Source organism: Pseudomonas sp. TJI-51, assembly GCF_000190455.2.
GTDB lineage: Bacteria > Pseudomonadota > Gammaproteobacteria > Pseudomonadales > Pseudomonadaceae > Aquipseudomonas > Aquipseudomonas juntendi.
In genome coordinates this window covers 35,256-56,818 of record NZ_AEWE02000006.1, presented here as the reverse complement: position 1 = coordinate 56,818, position 21,563 = coordinate 35,256, and the positions used below count along the sequence as shown (strand labels likewise).

14 protein-coding genes and 2 pseudogenes are annotated in these 21,563 nt (G+C 54.2%); 8 read left to right on the top strand and 8 right to left on the bottom strand.

What is annotated here, in order from left to right; genetic code table 11:
* Positions 1-8 precede the first annotated feature (8 nt).
* Both glyA and gcvP read right to left on the bottom strand, forming a co-directional pair.
* A pseudogene (gene glyA, locus G1E_RS01525) lies at positions 9-1,261 on the bottom strand (serine hydroxymethyltransferase).
* A gap of 85 nt (positions 1,262-1,346) precedes the next feature.
* A pseudogene (gene gcvP, locus G1E_RS01520) lies at positions 1,347-2,969 on the bottom strand (aminomethyl-transferring glycine dehydrogenase); the annotation flags it as partial.
* A gap of 463 nt (positions 2,970-3,432) precedes the next feature.
* Here gcvP and G1E_RS01515 point away from each other — a divergent pair.
* Positions 3,433-3,699, top strand: coding sequence for an antitoxin Xre/MbcA/ParS toxin-binding domain-containing protein (locus G1E_RS01515; RefSeq protein WP_009684887.1), 267 nt, complete (start codon positions 3,433-3,435; stop codon positions 3,697-3,699).
* 1,425 nt (positions 3,700-5,124) lie between these two features.
* On the opposite strand, the gene G1E_RS28205 is transcribed toward G1E_RS01515, so the two are convergent.
* From G1E_RS28205 to G1E_RS27200, 4 genes are all read right to left on the bottom strand, one after another.
* Positions 5,125-6,126, bottom strand: a complete 1,002-nt coding sequence (locus tag G1E_RS28205) for a hypothetical protein (protein ID WP_143524266.1) — start codon at positions 6,124-6,126, stop codon at positions 5,125-5,127.
* Positions 6,095-6,913, bottom strand: coding sequence for a hypothetical protein (locus G1E_RS28200; RefSeq protein ID WP_143524265.1), 819 nt, complete (start codon positions 6,911-6,913; stop codon positions 6,095-6,097). The genes G1E_RS28205 and G1E_RS28200 overlap by 32 nt, the downstream gene beginning before the upstream one ends.
* Positions 6,910-7,812, bottom strand: a complete 903-nt coding sequence (locus tag G1E_RS01505) for a TniB family NTP-binding protein (RefSeq protein ID WP_232251875.1) — start codon at positions 7,810-7,812, stop codon at positions 6,910-6,912. Before G1E_RS01505 ends, G1E_RS28200 begins: the two co-directional genes overlap by 4 nt.
* 67 nt (positions 7,813-7,879) lie before the next feature.
* Positions 7,880-9,634, bottom strand: coding sequence for a Mu transposase C-terminal domain-containing protein (locus G1E_RS27200; RefSeq protein ID WP_080641041.1), 1,755 nt, complete (start codon positions 9,632-9,634; stop codon positions 7,880-7,882).
* 579 nt (positions 9,635-10,213) lie between these two features.
* Between G1E_RS27200 and G1E_RS27195 the strand changes: the two genes are divergently transcribed.
* Positions 10,214-11,070, top strand: a protein-coding gene (locus tag G1E_RS27195; RefSeq protein WP_157050327.1) for an IS5 family transposase whose coding sequence is annotated in 2 segments (ribosomal slippage) — positions 10,214-10,555 and positions 10,558-11,070 — 855 coding nt in all. Because the reading frame shifts where the segments join, the coding sequence is not laid out codon by codon here.
* A 1,108-nt stretch (positions 11,071-12,178) separates the two neighbouring features.
* Here the strand turns inward: G1E_RS27195 and G1E_RS01490 are convergent.
* Positions 12,179-13,336: a S9 family peptidase gene (locus G1E_RS01490; RefSeq protein WP_009684880.1), complete on the bottom strand. Its 1,158-nt coding sequence runs from the start codon at positions 13,334-13,336 to the stop codon at positions 12,179-12,181.
* Between the two features lie 173 nt (positions 13,337-13,509).
* Entirely contained in the window at positions 13,510-14,463 is a 954-nt protein-coding gene (locus G1E_RS01485) for a LysR family transcriptional regulator (protein WP_009684879.1), read from the bottom strand.
* Positions 14,464-14,733: 270 nt separating this feature from the next.
* On the opposite strand from G1E_RS01485, the gene G1E_RS01480 reads away from it, so the two are divergent.
* From G1E_RS01480 to G1E_RS01455, 6 genes are all read left to right on the top strand, one after another.
* Positions 14,734-15,675 (top strand): VOC family protein, encoded by a 942-nt coding sequence (locus G1E_RS01480; protein WP_009684878.1) that lies wholly within the window; start codon positions 14,734-14,736, stop codon positions 15,673-15,675.
* Positions 15,676-15,678: 3 nt separating this feature from the next.
* Positions 15,679-16,065 carry a Rieske 2Fe-2S domain-containing protein gene (locus G1E_RS01475; RefSeq protein WP_009684877.1) on the top strand — a complete coding sequence of 129 codons (387 nt, stop codon included), beginning with the start codon at positions 15,679-15,681 and terminating at the stop codon, positions 16,063-16,065.
* 107 nt (positions 16,066-16,172) lie between these two features.
* Positions 16,173-17,294, top strand: a complete 1,122-nt coding sequence (locus G1E_RS01470) for an FAD-dependent oxidoreductase (protein ID WP_009684876.1) — start codon at positions 16,173-16,175, stop codon at positions 17,292-17,294.
* 85 nt (positions 17,295-17,379) lie between these two features.
* A complete protein-coding gene (locus G1E_RS01465) occupies positions 17,380-19,062 on the top strand; it encodes a DUF1302 domain-containing protein (protein ID WP_033690794.1) in 1,683 nt (560 codons plus the stop codon).
* A gap of 14 nt (positions 19,063-19,076) precedes the next feature.
* Complete coding sequence (locus G1E_RS01460; protein WP_009684874.1) at positions 19,077-20,444, top strand: DUF1329 domain-containing protein; 1,368 nt, start codon at positions 19,077-19,079, stop codon at positions 20,442-20,444.
* A gap of 57 nt (positions 20,445-20,501) precedes the next feature.
* Positions 20,502-21,560 (top strand): YCF48-related protein, encoded by a 1,059-nt coding sequence (locus tag G1E_RS01455; protein WP_009684873.1) that lies wholly within the window; start codon positions 20,502-20,504, stop codon positions 21,558-21,560.
* The last annotated feature ends 3 nt before the right edge of the window (positions 21,561-21,563 follow it).

Genomic DNA, 21,563 nt, shown 5'->3' with positions numbered 1-21,563 from the left:
TCGATGGATCAGGCTGGGTAGACCGGGAACATCGCGCACAGCCCCGCGACTTGCTTCGCCACGTGGGCCTCGATCTGGGCATTGCCGAGGTGGTCGAGGATGTCGCACACCCACGTCGCCAGTGCACGGCATTCCGCCTCCCGGAAGCCGCGGGTGGTGACCGCCGGGGTGCCAATACGCAGGCCCGAGGTCACGAACGGTGACTGCGGGTCGTTGGGTACCGCATTTTTGTTCACGGTGATATGGGCACGGCTGAGGGCAGCATCGGCGTCCTTGCCGGTGATGCCCTGACGGATCAGGCTGACCAGGAACAAGTGGTTGTTGGTGCCACCGGAGTCCACGTCATAGCCACGCTGGATGAAGATCTGTGCCATGGCCTGGGCGTTCATGATCACCTGGGCCTGATAGTCCTTGAAGCTGGGGTCGAGGGCTTCCTTGAAGCACACTGCTTGGCCGCGATCACATGCATCAGCGGGCCGCCCTGGCCGCCGGGGAATACCGCCGAGTTGAGCTTCTTCTCCAGCTCTGGCTCGCCCTTGGTCAGGATCAGGCCGCCACGGGGGCCGCGCAGGGTCTTGTGGGTGGTGGTGGTGACCACGTCGGCGTATGGCAGCGGGTTTGGATACAGGCCTGCGGCGACCAAGCCGGCGACATGGGCCATGTCGACGAATAGCCAGCCGCCGACCTTGTCGGCGATCTGGCGAAAACGTGGGAAGTCCAGTGTTCGCGAATAAGCGGAGAAGCCGGCGACGATCATCTTTGGCTGGTGCTCGACAGCCAGGCGCTCGACTTCGTCGTAGTCGATCAGGCCATTGGCGTCGATGCCGTATTGCACGGCGTTGTAAAGCTTGCCGGAGGACGAGACCTTGGCGCCGTGGGTCAGGTGACCGCCGTGGGCCAGGCTCATGCCGAGGATAGTGTCGCCAGGTTGCAGCAAGGCCAGGTACACGGCGGCATTGGCCTGAGAGCCGGAGTGTGGCTGAACGTTGGCGTAGCCGGCGCCGAACAATTGCTTGGCACGGTCGATGGCCAGTTGCTCGATCACATCGACGTGCTCGCAGCCTCCATAGTAACGCTTGCCCGGGTAGCCTTCGGCGTACTTGTTGGTCAGTTCGGTCCCCTGGGCCTGCATCACTTGGGGGCTGGTGTAGTTTTCCGAGGCGATCAGCTCGATATGGTCTTTCTGGCGCTGCGTCTCGCGACGGATGGCGTCAAACAGTGCAGGGTCGAAATCAGACAGGGTGAGGCTTTTGTGGAACATGGGAAATTCCTTGTTGTTCGGGTTTTATAGCCAGGTTTTCGCCCCCCTATCGCTGGCAAGTCAGCGACAGGGGGCGAAAGATCACTCAGGCATCCTGATAGTTCGACACCGGCGGACAGGCACACGCCAGATTGCGGTCGCCGTAGACGTTGTCCACGCGCCCCACCGGCGGCCAGTACTTGCTCTCGCGCAGGCTCGACAATGGGTACACCGCCAGCTCGCGACTATAGGTATGCGTCCATTCACCAGTCAGCTCAGCCGCTGTATGCGGGGCGTTGCGCAACGGGTTGTCCTGCTTGTCGAGCCCACCGGTCTCCACCGCACAGATTTCCTCGCGGATTGCGATCATGGCCTCGCAGAAGCGGTCCAGCTCTTCCTTTGACTCACTCTCGGTCGGCTCTACCATCAAAGTCCCGGCCACCGGGAATGACATGGTCGGCGCATGGAAGCCATAGTCGATCAGGCGCTTGGCCACGTCCTCGACACCGATTCCGCTGCTCTCCTTGAGCGGACGCAGATCGAGGATGCACTCATGGGCCACCAGGCCGTTCTCGCCCGTGTAGAGCACCGGGTAATGCTCCTCCAGGCGCCGGGCCACGTAGTTGGCGCTGAGGATCGCCACCTGCGAGGCGCGTTTGAGGCCCGCTCCGCCCATCATGCGGATGTACATCCAGGTGATCGGCAGAATGCTCGCGCTACCAAACGGCGCCGCACTCACTGCCCCGGTCTTGCCAGCACCCGGCAGGAAAGGCGCCAGGTGCGCCTTGACCCCGATCGGCCCGACGCCCGGGCCGCCACCACCATGGGGAATGCAGAACGTCTTGTGCAGGTTCAGGTGGGAAACATCGCCACCGAACTTACCTGGCGCACATAGGCCGACCATGGCATTCATGTTGGCGCCGTCGATGTACACCTGACCGCCATGTTCATGGACGATCTCGCAGATCCGCGTGATACCGTCTTCGAACACACCGTGGGTCGAGGGATAGGTGATCATCAACGCGGCCAGGCGTTCACGATGCTGTTCGGCCTTGGCCTGCAGGTCGGCGACATCGACGTTGCCGCGGGCATCGCAGGCGACGACCACCACCCGCAGCCCGGCCATCTGCCCCGTGGCCGGGTTGGTGCCGTGGGCCGACGACGGGATCAGGCATACATCGCGCCCGCCCTCGCCTCGGCTGGCGTGATAGGCACGGATCGCCAGCAGGCCGGCGTACTCGCCCTGGGAGCCGGCGTTGGGCTGCAGCGACACGGCGTCGTAACCGGTGGCGGCACAGAGCATGGCTTCCAGCTCGTCAGTCAGTTGCCGGTAACCCCTCGCCTGTTCCGCCGGGGCGAACGGGTGCAGGGCGCCGAATTCCGGCCAGGTGACCGGGATCATCTCGCTGGCGGCGTTGAGCTTCATGGTGCAGGAGCCCAGCGGGATCATGGTGCGGTCCAGGGCCAGGTCCTTGTCGGCCAGGCGGCGCAGGTAGCGCATCAGCTCGGTTTCCGAGTGATAGCGGTTGAACACCTCATGCTGAAGGAAAGGGCTTTCCCGCAGCAGCGCGGCCGGCAGGCAATCCTCGACATCCAGTGCCAGCGCGGCGAACTCCGGCAGGGCCTGGCCGGGCACGGCGAACACCTGCCACAGCGCCTCGACGCTGGCCTGCTCGCAGGTTTCATCCAGGGACACGCCGAGCCGCGTGTCGTCGATGAGGCGCAGACTGTTAGCACGCTTCACCGGACGCGCCATGCTGGCCCTACCCACACCAGGCTGTATGCCGCAGCGACCGCTATCTTCGCCGCGATAAGTGCAATGATAGCTCGGAAGAGGCGATGCAGGACTGTGCGCCGCCGATGGAGCTTGAAGTCATACCACCAACCCACGAATCTGGTGCGGTCCCCGTGTTGAAGCCAGCGATGTTCAGCCCGTTCCCCACACTGCAGGCGTGGGCAGGCGTGGCGGCTGCGCTCTATGGACGCCATTCAGACGGGGCTTTCAGGGGCGGGTTTAGCGGCATGACCGACTGGCCTCAGGCGACACTCCCCCGCAACTCGATAAACTCAGGGTATGTTGACATAGCAGTCCGCAGTCGCTGCGCTTACCTACAAGATCGGTGGCGTGCAACCCCCGCCTGAGGTCATAGTGTCATCAAAGTCTCTCGACATTTGCCTTTGGAACACTTGTCATGAACAGTATCACGATCCACGGAATTAGCGACCAGCCCTCAATCAGCTGCTGGACCTCTGCTCATGGGGCTTTTTTAACAAGGAAGGCGCAAATTTTTCGAAAAGCAATGGAGGTGCTCGGCAAAGGAGAACTGGCACAGCGTTGGATGATCAGCCCTGCGCTTGGTCTTGGCAACCACACCCCATGCACCTTGCTTTGGAGTCATGAAAGCTATATGGAGGTATGGGCCTTCCTCTACCGTCTTGAGTACGGCGTTTACACGTGAGCATCAGAATGCTGCTGATCGGGCTACGGGCTAGCCCGGGTTTTGGTATGCATCTCTCTGGTAGTGATACTCCTGTGGTGAAAGGCGACCAGCCGGGCCGAATAACAAGTGGGTAACACACGCTTCCAAGAACGCAATCGCCTCGGCTTGAGCGTACTGCGCATAAAAGCTGCGGTACGCGAGCGGGAGCGTACCGCGGCTCTGGAGGCAAAGCTTGACCATCTGAGCCAAAACGTAACCGCGTATATCGTATCGTGCGTCCACCTTTCTGAGCACAGTGTCGTAGCAGGAGTGGAAAACGACTGCTTTCGAATGGACACTAGGGGGGCTTTTTTGATCGTTCATGGACAGCCTACTGTAAAAGCGTTGAACCGCAGGGACAGTGTCGAAGCCACTGGAACGTGGCTTGGAATACGTCGCGTTGGTTCACGCGAATGAAGAAAAAGTGTAGGAAAACCTCAAAAATGAAGTTTTTTTTGCCAAGTGAAGAAAATCATTTCGGTGGCGGTGATCGTAACAAAAAAACACGAATCCCACATGCACCTAGAGCTCTCGACCTTGGCCTTCAATGCCACCTTAGGCGGCACAGTGTCTCGCAAAGCAAATCCACATTTGAAACCACGATCAGCCTTGGAATCTATCTCTGCGCCACTCCTAATCTAGCCTCGAGCAGCGCCGGCTCTCCCGTTCAGACTTAAAATATAGTGGTAGTTCGTTTGAGTACGGACCAACTTAGAATTGAGCTTATAGGATGGAGACTAAGTATGAGAGCGCACCTTCTTTTTGCACAGCTTTTGCTGGCGGAAATTAGGACATCAATTCTCCCACCACACTACTATTCCATTAGCTTGGAATAGTAGTTTGGCAAAACTTACCCGCTACCTCAATGTGATCCAGTGCGGGAAATCATCTAATGATCGATTGCAGCGACTAAGTGCTTGGTTTAATAAAGCATTTAGAGTAGCGACCTCAATAGACATCGTTGCTGCTTGTGCCATGAAAATATCGGAAAAGGCTTCGTAAATATGGTGCATCAACAAAGATGCCAACATCGTCTCAGAAATCAATGTCAAATTCCGCGATCTACGTATCTTTGATATCATCACTGGCTTATCAACATCACAAAAAACGTCAGCTAGAGAACCAACAAAACTAGGACCGCGAATTCGCAACAATTCACACGAATGAGAGGTGTGAGCGGAGTCAGAGGAATGAGTCAACTGTTCCGCGCGCACGCCCAGCATTGCTCTACCATAGAGATTGATCGTGGGCTTACCGACCGAAAAAGCATGGCCTACTATTTTGCAGCTGCGCGCGTCAACTACATAACATAAAAACGGATGTTGCCTCTTGAACTGACCCGACACCTTGACGTAAAAACCCAGGGTAACGTAAATCGGAACTATATAAGTGTACATGAAATACTTATGCGAACTGTGGAGTGCAAATACTTAGGGCGCTTGTCTGGAATCTGATCAAGCTATTTCTAAGCCAATAATAAAGCTCTTTATCAAATTTATACACGCTCCCCCATATTTTTTCCGGCGTATCTGATTCCCAAGGATCGCCACGAAGTGACTTAAAGGCCTCCTTTTGACTAACCCACCCTAGCAATATTCCAATAAAAAAAAGCGCGCGCGCGCGACAAGCTGCAGAAGCCCTAAACGGCTGCAAGTAGCAGCTAAGGTATAGCGTCTCACCTTCACTGGACACAATATCTAGCAGTCTGTTACTACCGGAATGACGATACAAATCCATGCCTGGTGTAAGAAGAGCCCGCATAAGGCTCATTATTGTGTTATCAAAGAGATAAATGCAACGATCCTGCTGAAGATTACGTAATTTTACGAGTTTCTTCTGAACACGACATGCGGTTTTAAGCAAATCGGCCCAGTTGTTAACATATTCTGCATGTCCGAGATTCTTACTCTCAATACTATGATTCCATTTAAATATGGCCCGAGGCGCATCCAACGCGGCACCTATCTGTCGCGGGACATCCTTAAGCAACACATCATGCAATTCACAAAATGGTTTTGATACGTATCGCCAGGCAATCTTGAGCATCAAAGAACAATTAGATCGAAGATTTTCACGCATGCAATCTTCGCAATAAGATCGCCGAAATCCCCAAGGTATCATCGGCGCGACATTAACAGGCTTGACGAATCTTTCTAAATCTGACCCCATAATCAATGGCAGAACCTTCCATTTATGGTCCGGGCTTATAAAATCTAAGTCGCAGTGAGCTTCACGCTTTTCAAATTCGAAAAGTGACAAAAATAATCGTGGACCACGTCCATAACCCCCAGCATTGTGCAGTATATACTGCTGCACTTCTGGGATTTGACATAGCCGATAACTCCAAGATGAAAGAGATTCACCGGCTATCATTTTAGCATTCGAGCATAGCCCGGACTTCAACATACTGACTTCCTTGAATTGAAAGCTCTTCTTCAGCACCTGAAAATTTGAGTAGGCTATCATTTCTTAAAGTCGCATATGCGTAAGCCACCTCTAAGGTCTTTACAAACTCATCGAGCCGGCATGCTTGCTGCTCGATGTGTTCAAGTGCACATTCAGAAAACTTAATACTTTGTCTAGTTTCACCATTCGCAGCGATTAAAAACTTAAATGCGACATTGGAAAGATCAGATGACTCGAGCGACATTCTAACTCTAAATAAATTCACCCTTCCTTTCATAATTTTTTCTATCTTTCTTGCCAGCGGCCGATAGTGCGTTGTATATAGAACAACTAGACCATTTCCGACTTCCGATATAGCGACCAAGCATTCAGCCAATGAGTTATCATGTGTGATTTCGAAGCGCTCCAAGTCATCAATTACTACTAGCTTTAACCCTACCTCATTTATGTACTGATCCATATATAAGGGAGCTTTTTTCAGGTGCTCGTAGGGGGATCTTATTGCCAAAGAAATAGCGAAATTATCCAATAAAGATAGCTTGCCGAAGCTAAAATTATAATTGACCTTAGTTGCCTCTACACCAAATTTATTTACCACATGTTCAAGACTGGCGGACAAGCCACAACCAGGTTCGCCCTCTAGGTGAACGACTACACCCTTAGCAGTGATGTTTGTATTTCGTATTAGCTCTGCTATGGTATTCGTCAATTCAGGGAACGAATATTCAATCTTGCATTGTCCTTGGAGAACTTTAATTGCCTTGGAAATACGGGAGCTACTATTCATGCGAAACCGCCCTCACGCTCAAGCTGGTCGACGTCGCGCAGCGCAATACATAGGTCATCCATAATATACTCAATATTGTCAAGATGCTTGTGAGCAATATGTTCAGAGCCATCAGTGATTGCGGCCATGGCTGCCGCCTGTAAAATTTTCACAATGTTATCGGTCAGCCCCTGGCCCGTCTCCATTATCTTTAGAAACAACTTCTGGTCTTTGAAGTTTGTCGGCTTCCGTAAAGGGAGGCGAAAAATGTACGATGCTACAAAGCTTCTGAACTCACTATCATTCCCCCATTGTTTTAGGGACCTCACAGCATACCGGCGGGCCAACTGAGCGTCACGCCTCAATACCCGCGCGGCATCTGGGATACCGAATGCAAAGACACAGAGACCATAGTTAGAGCCAGCTAAATTCTTCAACAATGACAAGTTAATTCGCTGCTGGAAGTCTGTTAATGTCAATGCATCATGAATCTCATCGATAACGATGGCCCGAATATTTTGACTTTTAATCAAGTATTGCAATTCCGGCGAGATATTTTCATTCAGACGCGCACGACGCGACACACCTACTCCAATTTCTTGCAGTATCAACTCCTTCAATGAATAGCCATTAGGGCTTTGATGCATTGTTACAAATACCATTTTCTCCGCCCAAACACGATGTCGCTTCTTCAATTCCTCAATCATGCTAGTTTTACCTGAGCCACCAGGCCCTATTACTAGCATACTGGGGGCATTGATTTTATTTGTCATCTGCATCATCACATGCATACGTGCAATTAGGTTTTCAACTGAGGGATGAGGCACCCAAATATCCTGACAGCACACCAATGTTCGCTCATGATCCGTTAACGAAAAATAGCTATGGCTATCGGGATGCACGTGGGAAAAATCGGACATAATAGTCTCGCAAAAACAATTGGATTAAGGCAAAAATCAAAATACTTAATCGTTCATTAATGAACGATCAATACAAAGTCGGCTCATCTTCGTAATCTACACTATTGTTTGAGCGCAGGTTCGAGACTATCCCAGGCATCGAATGGTCAATCAGCCCTCTACGCCCTCCAACCTGGCTAGCACTTACATGGGCAACGTTCGAATAATTTTCAGCGCTTTCATTATTTTTTTTGCTCGCGCCTTCTAAAATGATGGAGTAAGCATTATGCTGCTCTAGACCTTTTTCCTTCTTCAGACGCCTAGCCTTAGTCGTAGCTTTTACTTCATTTACCACGAGTTGATTTGCACTATATACTGCCTCACTGCCACGCCTAGTCATAGTGCCATTTGGTATGGACTTAATGCGCCTCTGATGCCGATAATATTCATAATGCGAATGTCTGCCAGAAGAGTTTCGTACACAAGGAACCACGAACCATTCTGTATTCACTTTAACCCTTATTACATCAAGGTTGTAAGGGTCATACTTAACCAGCACCTTCTCTCTAATATGATTTTTTAGTGCAGGAGCATAATAAAACCGTCGGAATAACTCTATCCCTTGCGGAACTACTTGTTTTGCGGCAAACTCTGGATAAAAGCTAAAGCGAAAACCATCATGGTCTTTTTCTGGAATGCTTTTTGGTTCCACCCCATCTCGATAATAATCATTCCAAGCTTCAATAGGGCTTTTCCCGATGCCAGAATGCTTGGTCTCATGATATGCGCACACTTGATAAATCATGAACTTGCGTAGCGCACTAAACGTCATTGATGCGCGTTTTTCACTGCTATATGACTTCCGGTCGATTACGTTTGAACCCGTTGTTCCTGGCAAAAAATGCACTTTGGTTGTCATGAACTTCCCAATCAAACTCTCGATATGTCCTCCTTGATGTTTTTTTCCTACATTGCGATGCCTTACGTCAATTCCATAGTGCTTGCAGTTTAGTACCAGCACATCAGATATGAATTCCTTAGCATTATCAGTATGGATAGTTTCCATCAAGCCGTGAACTGGCCAAAGGTTTTCCTCCATCCCTAAAGCTAATAAGATCTTATTCTTTGGCAGCACGCAATTTTCGATTAACATTGCCACGCTTACAGCGCTCGGTGGCAATAAAGACAAATAGAACCCAAGAACCACCCTTGTATGGATACAAATTGCCAAACTGATCCAAGGCCTGCCAATAATGACTTGGCGGTCATTTTCGTCGACCAACAATATGTCCATGACGGTGTGATCGAATTGAACCCATTGGAGTGGGCGGTCGGTTTTCTTATGTCCAGGCCTCGCTCCGTATCTTTGTTCCGCTGCGTCTTTTCCGTATTTCCTTTCGTACAATAATCTTGGAGGCTTAGATTTAATCCTTCGCCTGACCGTATAGTAAGAGGGACGCACAACTTTTTGAGCATCAGCTTCTGACTGACATACCGACCACACCTTCGCATAGCTAGCAGAAATACCATAATAGTAATCATCAAAAGCTTTATCAATAATTGCTTCCACGCGAGCATCAAGTTTATCGCTCCCGCTTTTACGACCCCGCTTACCTGGCACTAATTTATTGTAATTTCGTGCCCCTCGAGACCTTGCTACCAACTTATAAAAATACTGCTTCCCTATGCCTAGTAAATTTATGCCTTCAGCGGCTGATATTTTTCCATCAATGAAGAGGCTAATTACCGTAAAGCGCTCACTTCCGACCTTATGCCGCCCTATCTCCTCTAGCGGCGTAAAGCTATTTAACGCCCCCCACAAATCTTCTGAAGTATCGGTCATAGCTTTGAACCAAGGATTATGAAATTGACAAGTACACCTGTAGAGCCCCGATGGACATGCTTTAAACCATCAGGTGATACCCATCTACCTGAGCGCGAAGTTGAATGCTTTTTCATTTTTAACTTCCATTTTGGCTTTGTGTCAACCCTGTGAATGCAACTTTTTTGATAGGCGAAGGTGAATCTTGATCAAAACCCACAAAACAATAGACGTATAAAACGCAACCCAAAACGCCATACCGAAATTCAAAGCTCAAGCATTAAAAAGTACAAGGTTGACGCACAAATCACTGAGTAAATCGAGGCAGAAGCCTCCAATTGAAACGGGAACGACGGAATTTCATCAAGGCTTCATCTCGGTACATGCTCAATCCAAAATGCATTTACTAAATTCATCTTGTCAGAGGGTCGTTCGTCCTTAGTTTCAAACGAAAAGTAGCCCTAGGGCCCTGCATCGCAGAAGGCGAAGCCACCAGGGGGAGCCCTAGGCTCTGTACGAAATCCCGAGAAACCTAATCGTCGCTCCTTTAGCGCTGAGATTTTGTAGAGTTACGCGCCATTAACGGAAAGGAATTCTGTGATGGCAAGGCGCTACGAACTCACGGACGAGGCCTGGGATGTGGTCTCCGATCTCTTCATCGAAACCCATGGCCGAGGCCGGCCCCGACTGAGCGACCGGCTGATGCTCGATGGCGTGCTGTGGGTGCTCTGCTCAGGTGCTGCATGGCGAGATATGCCAGAGCGCTTCGGCCCATGGTCAACGGTGTATCAACGGTTTCGGGGCTGGCGAAACCAAGGGACTTTAGAGCAGATGCTCAAACGTCTGCACCTGCGATTGAATGAGCAGGGCTTGATCGATCTGCAAACCTGGATGATCGACTCAACCGCAGTACGCGCAACCCGAGCCTCATCAGGCGCCGGGAAAAAAGGGGGCCTGACGAGCCTGCCGATCATGCTCTAGGCCGCAGTCGCGGTGGCCTGACAACCAAAATCCACATGCTATGCGACGCCAACGGAACACCGCTGCGTTTTCTCCTCTCTGGCGGTCAAGCCAGTGACATCAGCTACGCACAACCACTGTTGGACGAGATCAGCATTCCATCGAGCCAACGTGGCCGCCCGCGCAAGCGCTGCAAATGGCTGCTTGCCGACAAGGGCTACGACGCAGAAGCGCTACGCCGCTACTGCGACCAATATCGAATGCAACCCGTCATCCCGCTGCGCTCGATGAAGCGCAAGCCCAAGCCTGGCTTACCAAGACTGTTTGACCGGCCCAAATACCGACAGCGCAACATCATCGAGCGCATGTTCGGCTGGCTGAAAGAGAACCGTCGGATCGTGACTCGCTTCGACAAGCTCGCGAAAAGTTATGCCGCCATGGTCTCACTGGCTTGCTCCATGCGGTGTTTGCGACATCTCTTTTCGTACAGAGCCTAGAGAAATCTGGACGAAACGGATCACTTATTGGTGGGTACAACAGATGCAGCCACCAACACAACACTCTGCGCAAAAAGGCTTCCACCGAGCCAGATTGCCCAGCAAGGAGGGATGGAGATTGCGGTTTGTTATGTGCGGAGACCGGAGAATTCTGTTTTGGCCGCAGCGCGAGTGTCCGGCTACGCCGTCTTTGCCTGTCTAGGTAGGCGCATGCCACGGCCTCCGGGGTTAGCGACCACAACTGGGTAGACCGCCCATCGGGGGCGGAGATAGGGCCAATAAATCTACTGATCTAACTTTGGACTAATTTCATGACAGCCGAACTACCTTCGTATGGGAGATATCCTCGACAAAATGGTATTCGTTGTTGTTGATGCTTAATAAGGCGACAATCCACAAAAATAATGTTTAATCTAGCGACTATCCCAAGAAAAGTCGCTTAAATTGGCAGGGCATCGGCTAGAGCCCTTGTGAAACAACGCTTAGGGCTAGTCGCCTCATTTCGCGACAGCCTCAGCGTTTACGCCCTAAATACGCGATGTCTAGCGATCACTTCAGCTGTCCGCTGCTCCCGCCTTTTCAGAAGGCTAAGACTCATCTTAAGTTCCAAAACGCTCATTAGCCCCCCTCATTGCTTGTGATATGGCTGGGTGCTCACGTTCTACAACGACTGCGACACGCTCGACTATTGCGACAGCTGCTACAGCCCGGAGGGACGTGCTTACATTTTCGACTCGCTGCAGTCGTACAGTACTGACCCAGTAGAGCTGTTGAGTACCTGGGAGCACGCACAGCTGGAAAAGCTGCTGAGCGATAGCTAGTCGGTCATCGCAGTTAGCTGCATCTATGTGACCTATTGAAAGCGCTGGTGTGTGCCCGTGCGCAACACTTATGGCCCTGCCGGCATGGTTGTCTGGTCAGTAAGGACAAGCCGCTGTGAGCAGCTCTCCATATGGGCGCCAGCGCCGGCAGTCAGTATCACTTCGAAGTCCGTCCGCGCCAGCTCGCCTACAAGCTCCTACACCTACTCAGGGCTGCAAACGGCAAATTAGAAAGCCGAAAAAAAGGGTGGCCGTAGCCACCCCACCCTTCAAGCCAGCAAATGCCGTCAGGCGGTACGACCACCGAGCGTCTCAGCGACCCAATCCGCAATGTACTGGCCCGCGTTGATGCTGTTGTCGAAGCTGGAGTGCTGCACCCCACCCTCACGATCGGTGAAGATCTTCAGCTCGCGCTTAGGGCTGTTGACCAGTTGTTCGAAGGTACGATGAGCCCACTTCAGTGGAATCTGAGAGTCCTTCTCGCCATGGGTGACCAGGAACGGCACTTTGATGCGATCCAGGATCCCGTCGAGGTGAACCTTCTCGGAGATTGGCATGAAGTCCTCGATATCCTTGGCGCCCCATACCCAGCAAACATGTGCCCAGTAATGAGGGACAGGCAAGCTGCCTTCCTTCTCCAGGCGACGCTTCTGGACATCACGCCAATCGTGGTTTGCACCCCAGACTACGCCGCACGCGAATCGAGGTTCAAATGCCACCGCTCTTGGGCAGTAGTAGCCTCCCAGCGAGACACCTTCCATGCCGATGCGCTTGGAGTCGACTTCAGGATGGGTTTCCAGCCAATCGACCACCCGGCTCGCCCAGTGCTCACTGTCGAAGCGGGCGGTGAGGTCGTGCAGGCGGAGGGCCTCACCAGTGCCAGGCTGGTCAATGAGCAGCGAGGACACGCCCCGCTTGGCCAGCCAAGCTGGCAAGCCCACGCGGTACTTCATTTCCTTGGTCGAGTCCAAGCCGTTGACCTGCAGCAGAATCGGGGCCGGGCCGTTCACGCCTTCAGCGCGCACGAAGAGCCCGGAGAGGACTTTGCCCTCGTAGGGAATCTCCACACGCTCGCAGTTTTCTTTGGACAGGGAAATACCACGTGCGAAGGTGCTCACGAACTGCTTGTACAGAGCCTCGCGCCCTGGAGCTCCGTGTGCTTGCAGGCGCTCGCAGGTCAGGTAGTAGGTGGCAGCCCGGTTGTACTTCTCGCCCGCCGACAGCAAGCGGCCTGCAGCCTCATCTTCTTCAGCCAGGCCACAGAGCTTGTCTGCCATTTTTGACCAGGTTTCACGAAATGCTGCGGTGCCGGCTGCGTCTGGCTGCTTCGCAGCCTCTTGCAACGGCGCGCACATTTCCTCGATCTCACCCATGCGAGCGCCCATCTCGATGGCGAGGTCGACAGACAGGTTCCAAACGTAATTGGTGGGGAAGTAGCGGAACATTTCTTATTTTCCTTTTCAGTCGGAAGGTGAACCCGGGGCTGGGAAGTACACCAGGCACGATCAGAGAAGGACGTTATTGAGCAGGCTCCGCTTTGGCCAATCGCGAGTGCGGATGCAAGGTATCGCGAAACGCGATGCCTGGATTGAAAACCACGCAGTTTCCGTTTTGTTAGTCAGTGCGCAGCGTCAAGAACTGCGGCCGACTCGGGCGCTGAGGCTTGATCCAGTGCCAGGATTGACGCTCGGACAGCCTCTCTCAGCCAACGATGCATGGGGTCACTGTCCATGCTTCGATGCCACTGCATGATCTCCTTCATCACCGGGAGCTCCACCGGTGGCGGGAGAATCCGCAACGGTAGATATTGCGAATAAAGCTCCGCCAATCTGCGATGCATAGTTGCAATGCGATGAGTGCCGACCAGCAACTGGGGAAGCGTGTTGAAGTCGTTCGTGATCACCTCAAGCCGGCGCTTGAAACCGTACTGGTTCACGAACCACTCTTCGATGCTCAACTGGCGAGTGCGGCCGAAACCGACAGATACGTGGCCCATTTCCATGTACTTTTCCAAGGTAAGGGTCTCGCCTACCAGCGGGTTTTGGTTCCAAACGACGCAGACGTGCTCCTCTTCAAACAGCAGCTGCGAGGGATGCCCATCGATGCAATACCGCTCTGGAACGAACATGAGGTCGATCTCGCCACGACTGGCCATCTCCACCGACTGCTCCCCTGGGGCGTACATCTCGAAGGTGATTCCTGGGGCTTCCTGGTGGATGCGTTGAATCACCCGCGTGAACAGGACGCTGATCAGGTAATCCGACATGACCAAACGGAAATGCCGTTTGCTGGTAGAGGGGTCGAAGACAGGTTTTGAAGTGATTGAGGAGCTAATGGTCAGTAGTACTTCACGGACGGGTTTTGCCAACTCAAGCGCGTAGGCTGTGGGCTGCATTGAGCGGCCTACCTGCACAAGCAAGTCATCCTCGAAGTATTTACGGAGCCTACCCAGCACCCCGCTCGTGGCGGACTGGGTCATGTGAAGGCGTTCGGCAGCACGGGTAATGTTTTGCTCGTCCAGGAGCACGTCCAGGGCCACGAGCAGATTCAAATCCAAGTGGTGGAATCGCATTGCGATGCATCCTTGTGATTGTAGTTATTTTTGAAATACCTTCGTCCGCCATAATCGATACGTCAAGAGGCCGTTTGTTACACCACCGCCCCACTCCCGGATTTCCTTGCTCTGCGACTATGTATCGAGTTCGCAGATGGTAGGCATCCCAAGTTGCGATTAGTCAGTTCAAAAACCTGACTGCACTCTCAATCGCGTCATGCGGCATGCCTACCGCAGAGACCACCACCGGCCCAGCTGCCGGATCATAATTTCAACGGAGTGGTTTCCATGAAGATCCTTGGACTTGATGCCTTGGTTTTTGGCGTCGACGATTTACAAGCTTGCGCTGATTGCCTGCGTGATTACGGACTGAAGCCAGTTCACCTGGACGCCGAAGGTGGCCGTTTCGAGGCCCTGGACGGAACCGCCATTATCATCCGTCAGCCCGATGACTCATCCCTCCCCCCCGCCATGGGCCCGGCTCCTTCCCTCAGGGAGACGGTCTATGGCGTAGAAAGCACTGCCGATCTGGCCGCGATCGAAGATGAGCTGAGCCGGGATCGTGAGGTGCATCGGGATGCTGCTGGCGCCCTACACACAGTCGATGACCTTGGCTTTGCCATCGCCTTCCAGGTTACCTGCCGCCGTCCGTTCAGCGCGTCTGCCGACCTCACCAATGCGCCTGGCAGTGAACCGCAACGCCCGATGAACCAGTTGGGTATCACTCCCGACATGGTCGCCCTGCCCCGGTCACTTTCCCACGTGGTGTACTTCGTTCCCGATGTGGCAAAAGGTGAAGCGTTCTACCGAGATCGCCTGGGCTTCGTGACCACTGACAGCTTCATCGGCGTTGGCCCCTTCATGCGCACGAACGGGATGGATGACCACCACTGCCTGTTCATGATCCAGACGCCGCCTCACATGCAAGGCTGTGAACACTTCACCTTCCACATGGGCAGCGGCACAGAAGTGCTCCTGGCTGGTTATCGCCTGCAGCAGAAAGGCTGGACAAGCTTCTGGGGCCCGGGGCGCCACCTCTTCGGCTCCAACTGGTTCTGGTACTTCAACAGCCCTCTGGGCTGCCATATCGAATACGACGCCGATATGGACAAGCACGATGACGCCTGGGCTGCCCGCCATGCTCCGATGTCTGCTGATAACTCTCAGCTCTTCCTCTTCAGCTCCCGCGACAAATGGGCACCAGGTGGGCCACCTCCGCAGCAGGAGTGAGCCATGGATCGTAGCGTGGTGCTTTGCCCGCTCCAGCAACTGCAAGAAGGCACCGCCCTGGGTTTCGATCCGTTCGAGTCTGGGCGCGCGACTGTGTTTGCACTGAAGCATCAGGGAGAGGTGCGCATCTATCGCAACAGCTGCCCTCACCTAGATGTGCCTTTGGAGTACCGAAAGGATCGGTTTCTTTCAGCCAACGGGGAGCGGGTCATCTGTTATGCGCACGGAGCGCAGTTCATGCCGGACACAGGGCTTTGCGTTTACGGCCCATGCCTGGGGAAGTTTTTAACAGCGCTTGAGTTCAAGTGTGAGGACGAGCTGATTCGCCTTTCGATCGACAGCCTTGGTCAGCCTATCGAAGTATCGCGCAGCGCGATAGGTCGCATCTGAGGACTCGATTAGTCAAATCGGTCGTCTCTGGGGAAACTCAGCCCAACCACGAAAAAGGCTGCCTGTGTAACGGGCGAGCCAAACAAGAACAACACGTGAGTACTTTCATGAATATCGAAAAAGTCCTGATCGTTGGTGGTGGTATCGGTGGCCTGTGCGCAGCTATTGCGCTGCGCCGCAAAGGGATCGCGGTCGACCTGGTCGAGATCAAAACCGAATGGACTGTCTACGGTGTCGGCATCATTCAGCAAAGCAACGTGGTACGCGAGATGGCCAAGCTTGGATTGCTTGATGCCTACCTTGACGCCGCGTATGCATTCGAAGATGTCGGAATCTACAACACCGACGGCGTGCCCCTGGTTCGCATTCCAGGTCAGCGCCTCGCCGGGCCTCAATACCCCGCCAACGTTGGAATCTCGCGTCGTGCGCTACACAAGGTGCTGAGCGAAACCGCCATCGAGCTTGGTACCCAAGTACGCCTGGGCCTGTCGATTGAAAGTTACGAACAGAACGCAAACAGCATCGACGTGGTCATGACCGACGGCACCAAGGGTAGCTACTCGGTGGTTGTGGGTGCTGATGGCCTCTACTCCAAAGTACGAACTCTGGTTTTCGGTGACAAATACCGTCCGAAGTTCACGGGCCAAGCTGTTTGGCGTTACAACTTCCCTCGGTCTCCAGAGATCGATCACCTGGCCAACTACCAGGGCTCCTTCGGCAACGCGGGTCTTGTCCCACTGGCAGATGACCTGATGTACCTGTTCACCACCTCCCATGAGCCAGGCAATCCTTGGATGGACGAGAACCATCTGGCGCAAGAGCTGCGTAAGCGCCTGGAAGGCTTTGGTGGGTTGATCGAACAACTGCGTGAACAGATCACCGACAACACCCAGGTCGTCTACAAGCCGCTCGAAGCCGTCTTCGTTGATGAGCAGTGGTTCACCGGCCGCGTCCTGCTGATTGGCGATGCTGCTCATGCCACCACGCCTCACCTTGGTCAGGGTGCCGGCATGGCCATCGAGGACGCCATCGTCCTCAGCGAGGAGCTGACCTCCGGCGGCACGCTGGCGGAACAGCTTGATCGGTTCATGGCCCGTCGTTTTGAGCGCTGCAAGTACATCAGCGAGCGATCGCTGTTTGCCGGCGAAAAAGAGATTCAAAAAGACCGCGACTTCGACCGCATTGCTTTGGTGAAGCAGATGCTTGAGGTCACAGCACAACCGGTATGAATCCTGGGGTGTATCAGGTCGCAACCTGATGCACCTGACTCGAAAGCCAACACTGACAAACAAGAACAATAATGAGGTGACTTAAATGCTGTCTTGCAAACGCTCGCCCCAGAAAAAATTACCGCCTCTCAAGCCGCTCGCACTAGCCACATCTTTCCTCGCAATTACGGCTGGTATTCCTGATGTACATGCGTTTGAAATTGAAACTGGCAACCCCGATCTTCGGGTGCGTTGGGACAATACCCTGAAATACAGTGCAGCCTGGCGTACCAAGAGCCAGAGCAACAAGCTGACTGAAGGTCAAACCGCGCTGAACCAGGATGACGGTGATCGCAACTTCAACAAAGGCCTGATTTCCAATCGTCTTGATCTGCTGTCTGAAATGGATATCACCTACCAAAATGTTGGTGCACGTGTGAGTGGCGCTGCTTGGTATGACGATGTCTATAACCAGGGCAATGACAATAACGATCCCACGCGCTCGAACAGCTATTCAGTAAGGTATGACGCTTTCACCGACGACACCCGTACTCTGCACGGGCGTAAAGGTGAGCTGCTCGACGCATTCATCTTCGGCAAAACTGAAATCGGCGACATGCCAGTAACTGGGCGTGTTGGTCAGTACGCCATGCAATGGGGCGAAAGTCTCTTCTACGGCATGAACGGCATCGCCGGCGGCATGGCGCCCATTGACGTTGTGAAGGGCCTGTCGGTACCGAACACTCAATTCAAAGAGCTGATCCGTCCTGTTCAGCAGATATCCGGACAGCTCCAGCTGACGCCAGATGTGTCCATTGGCGCTTACTACCAATTCGAGTGGGAAGCGAATCGCCTGCCTGGCGCAGGAAGCTATTTCTCCAGCTCCGATAACTTTGGCGACGGCAACGAGCGCATGTTCATTGGCGCACCCCTGTTCCCCGGCGCTCAGCCGCTGGCCTTCTACCATGGGAACGACAAGGAGGCTAAGGACTCCGGGCAAGGCGGTATTCAGCTTCGCTGGAGAACCGAGTCGGTGGACTGGGGCCTTTATGCCATCCGATTCCACGACAAGAGTCCGCAACTGAACGTTCGCCCAGACTTCGCCAACCTCAACCCGCAGTCAGGCAAAGCGGGTGAGTACTACTGGGTTTACCCAGAGGGTATTGAAGCCTTCGGTGCGAGCTTCTCCACGACCCTTGGCAACTACAATATTGCTGGTGAGCTTTCCACTCGCTGGAATCAGCCCTTGGCCTCCACCAGTCAGCGCACGCTGGCAGTTGGCGAAGCGATCGACAACGACTCCGACCCACTATATGCAACTGGGCGGACGTTGCACGCCAACATCTCGTGGCTGTCGAGCATGGAGCCTAACTTCATTTCTCAAGAAGCAACGTTCCTCGGTGAAATCGCCTGGAACAGGGTCATGAGCGTCACCAAAAACAAGGACGCGTTTGATCCGAATGCCGATCGCGATGCGACGAGCCTGCGCGTTGTGTACGAGCCCATGTATCGCCAATTCCTGTCAGGCCTGGATGTCTCGGTGCCTGTTGGCTTCAGCTACACCGATGGCGCCTCCGGGGCCTTGGGTACCGGCTTCGGCGCTGACCATGGTGGCGATATCAACATCGGCATCAAGGGCAACTACCTGAATACCTGGAGCCTGGGTTTGACGTACACCCATTACTACGGCCCAGAAAACACCTTCCTGGACGGCAACAACAATTACACCTTTGAACAGCCGCTAAAAGACCGCGATTTCATCGCCTTTACTGTCAGTCGCACCTTCTGACCGAGGATGTCTCGATGAACCACAATAAAAAGTTTCTTGCTGCTCTTACTGCCTTGAGTGCTGCGCTGCTCTTCTCCCATGCGTCGATGGCTGCGGTTTCGGCTGATCAAGCGGCCACACTGAAATCGACACTGACGCCCCTTGGGGGAGAACGTGCGGGCAATTCGGATGGCAGCATCCCTGCGTGGACTGGCGGTCTCACCAAAGTCGATGCTGCCTACAAGGACGGCGGTAAGCGAGGCGATCCGTATGCCGGCGATCAGCCTGTGTTGACCATTACTGCCCAGAATATGGCTCAGTACGCAGACAAGTTGACCCCAGGCATCCAGGCGATGCTGAAGAAGTACTCAGACTCCTACAAGGTTGTCGTCTACCCAACGCACCGCAGTGCTGCAGCACCGCAATCGGTCTACGACGCGACCTTCGCTAACGCGACTAGTGGCAAGCTGGTGGATGGTGCTTCCGGGCCAATGCCTCAGGGTGCGGCAGGCGGCATTCCATTCCCAATTCCTCAGAACGGTGCAGAGGCTATCTGGAACCATCTGCTGCGTTGGCGCGGAGCCTCCTGGCACTCCAGCTTCACGCAGTATCTGACCACTGCCGATGGGAAGCACGTGCTGACCAACGATTCGCGAGCTGATCTGCAGATGCCTTGGTACCTGCCAGGTTTCAGTCCGGAGAAAGGTGTTTTCTGGTCGATTCGCATGACCAACGATGGCCCTCCACTGCGCGCCGGTGAAGCCATCACTGGCCTTGAAAACCTGAATGCCGATAACTCCGCCGCCTGGAGTTACCTGCCTGGCCAACGACGCGTTCGCCGCCTGCCTAATGCCTGCTGCGACACCCCTACCCCAGCCACTGCTGGCGTCATGAGCTTTGACGAGGTGTACGTCTTCAACGGCCGAATTGACCGTTTCGACTGGAAGCTCGTCGGCAAGAAAGAGATGTACATCCCGTACAACTCGAACCGGGTGTTCACCGCATCGTCCCCAGAGGCCCTGCTCGATGCGCACCACATGAAAGCTGATGCCGTGCGTTGGGAGCTCCACCGCGTCTGGGTAGTTGAAGCAACCTTGAAAAGCGGCGCGCGCCACGTCATGCCGAAGAGCACCTACTACCTCGATGAAGACACCTGGACTGCTGTCCTGGGTGATCGATATGACGCTCGTGGTCAACTGGCAAAGGTGGTGTGGACTTCCCCGGTTGTCCTGCCTGACCTCCCAGGCGTCACCTCGTTGACCAACGGCTTCTACGACCTGCTCTCCGGATCCTGGTTCGTGGGCGACGTGTACGCAGGCAAGAACGAGCAGTACCGCATCGTGCCGCCGTACAAGGACTCGGTTTTCACCGCTGACGCAATGGCGGGCGAAGGAGTTCGTTGATGCTGGCGGGGCGCCTGCCCCGCCTGCTTCTTAGAAGAACAAGAAAGGTTTTACGAGATGAAAAAGATAGTCTCAGGAATGCTCTTGCTTGCAAGCTGCTCACTCACGATGGTCGCGCCAGCCGGGGCCAATGATGGACTCTCCCAAGCCTCAGTGCTTGGGCCTCAAGCATTGCATGCAGTGCTACTGGACATCGATCACGCCGGCGCTCGTTTGATTGCCGTGGGCGAGCGCGGCGTTGTACTGCTGTCTGATGATAACGGCCTGAGCTGGCGGCAAGCTCCAAGCCCAGTGAGCACCACGCTGACCAGCGTGCAGTTTGTGGACTCTTCCAATGGTTGGGCCGTCGGCCACTCAGGCGTTGTGCTGCATAGCGCGGACGCTGGGGTGAGCTGGCAAGTACAGCTGGACGGCACGCAGGCTGCAGCGATCGAGCTCCATGCCGCTGAGCATTCTGGAGATGCCAAGCGCCTTGCCTCCGCTCAGCGTTTGTCGGCGGATGGCGCTGACAAGCCCCTTCTGGCGATCAACTTCAGCGATGCCCACAACGGGATCGTTGTCGGCGCTTACGGGCTTGCGTTGCTTACCCGTGACGGAGGGAAAACCTGGCAGTCCAAGATGGGGGATCTCCCGAATCCTCGTGGATTGCATTACTACGCGATGGCTCGCCACCACGACAAGATTCTGATCGCAGGAGAACAGGGCCTTCTGCTTCGCTCTATGGATGGCGGCGCCAGCTTCAGTGCACTCCAAGGCTCCTACGATGGTAGCTACTTCGCAGCCGCGATTCTGCCCAGCGGACGACTTCTCGTCGGAGGCCTGCGAGGCAAGCTTTTCGCTTCTGACGATGACGGGGCCACTTTCAACGCGATCGATACCCCTGCTCCGGCATCGCTTAACGCCATTCGCGTTGAGGGTGAGCAACTGCTCCTGACCAACCAGGCCGGCATGGTTCTGAAAGGCGGCCTCAAGGATTTGAAGCTTGAACCCATCGCTGTATCTGAAGGACTTCCGCTCAGTGCTGTGACAGCCACGCCCGACGGCAACCTGGTTGCTGTGGGTGTAGCCGGAGCACAACGTGTTGCGCCTTCTTCCCTCTCCAAAATCGCGGATTAAGCC

Excerpts from the sequence above, each read along its gene's own strand:
- G1E_RS01470 (WP_009684876.1), top strand. The coding sequence starts at position 16,173 with ATGAATATCGAAAAAGTCCTGATCGTTGGTGGTGGTATCGGTGGCCTG.
- G1E_RS01485 (WP_009684879.1), bottom strand. The coding sequence starts at position 14,463 with ATGCGATTCCACCACTTGGATTTGAATCTGCTCGTGGCCCTGGACGTG.
- G1E_RS28200 (WP_143524265.1), bottom strand. The coding sequence starts at position 6,913 with ATGAATAGTAGCTCCCGTATTTCCAAGGCAATTAAAGTTCTCCAAGGA.
- G1E_RS01515 (WP_009684887.1), top strand. The coding sequence starts at position 3,433 with ATGAACAGTATCACGATCCACGGAATTAGCGACCAGCCCTCAATCAGC.
- G1E_RS01465 (WP_033690794.1), top strand. The coding sequence starts at position 17,380 with ATGCTGTCTTGCAAACGCTCGCCCCAGAAAAAATTACCGCCTCTCAAG.
- G1E_RS01475 (WP_009684877.1), top strand. The coding sequence starts at position 15,679 with ATGGATCGTAGCGTGGTGCTTTGCCCGCTCCAGCAACTGCAAGAAGGC.
- G1E_RS01505 (WP_232251875.1), bottom strand. The coding sequence starts at position 7,812 with ATGTCCGATTTTTCCCACGTGCATCCCGATAGCCATAGCTATTTTTCG.
- G1E_RS01490 (WP_009684880.1), bottom strand. The coding sequence starts at position 13,336 with ATGTTCCGCTACTTCCCCACCAATTACGTTTGGAACCTGTCTGTCGAC.
- G1E_RS01480 (WP_009684878.1), top strand. The coding sequence starts at position 14,734 with ATGAAGATCCTTGGACTTGATGCCTTGGTTTTTGGCGTCGACGATTTA.
- G1E_RS28205 (WP_143524266.1), bottom strand. The coding sequence starts at position 6,126 with ATGTTGAAGTCCGGGCTATGCTCGAATGCTAAAATGATAGCCGGTGAA.
- G1E_RS27200 (WP_080641041.1), bottom strand. The coding sequence starts at position 9,634 with ATGACCGATACTTCAGAAGATTTGTGGGGGGCGTTAAATAGCTTTACG.
- G1E_RS01460 (WP_009684874.1), top strand. The coding sequence starts at position 19,077 with ATGAACCACAATAAAAAGTTTCTTGCTGCTCTTACTGCCTTGAGTGCT.
- G1E_RS01455 (WP_009684873.1), top strand. The coding sequence starts at position 20,502 with ATGAAAAAGATAGTCTCAGGAATGCTCTTGCTTGCAAGCTGCTCACTC.